Annotated in this window: 1 pseudogene; it reads left to right on the top strand. The window is 42.5% G+C overall.

The window, feature by feature from the left end:
- Positions 1 to 489, top strand: a pseudogene (locus tag FC73_RS07030) (hypothetical protein); the annotation flags it as partial.

The following is a 489-nucleotide window of genomic DNA, read 5'->3' as shown; positions in this document are numbered from 1 at the left end:
CATTGAGTACCAGTGATAGTCAAAGTATCTCCACTAGCAATAGTGGTAGTGTCTCATTGAGTACCAGTGATAGTCAAAGTATTTCCACAAGTAACAGTGGCAGTGCTTCACTAAGTACCAGCGATAGTCAAAGTATCTCCACTAGCAACAGTACTAGTGCTTCCTTGAGTACCAGTGATAGCAACAGTATCTCCACTAGCAATAGTGGCAGTGCATCATTGAGTACTAGCGATAGTAACAGTACTTCAACAAGTGATAGCTTATCTACCAGTGCTAGTGGATCAGTAAGCGGCAGCACTTCCGTAAGCACTTCAATGAGTGGGAGCTTATCAGCTAGTGCAAGTGATTCATTAAGTACTTCGATGAGTGAGAGCTTATCTACTAGTGCAAGTGAATCAGTAAGTGACAGTGCTTCTGTAAGTGGTAGTCAATCCACGAGTGCAAGTGGCTCAACTAGCACTTCTATGAGTAATAATCACTCAGAGAGTA

This window comes from Fructilactobacillus fructivorans, from assembly GCF_001434095.1.
GTDB classification, from domain to species: domain Bacteria; phylum Bacillota; class Bacilli; order Lactobacillales; family Lactobacillaceae; genus Fructilactobacillus; species Fructilactobacillus fructivorans.
The sequence above is the reverse complement of the archived record's forward strand: the minus strand, read 5'-3'. Positions and strand labels throughout refer to the sequence as shown.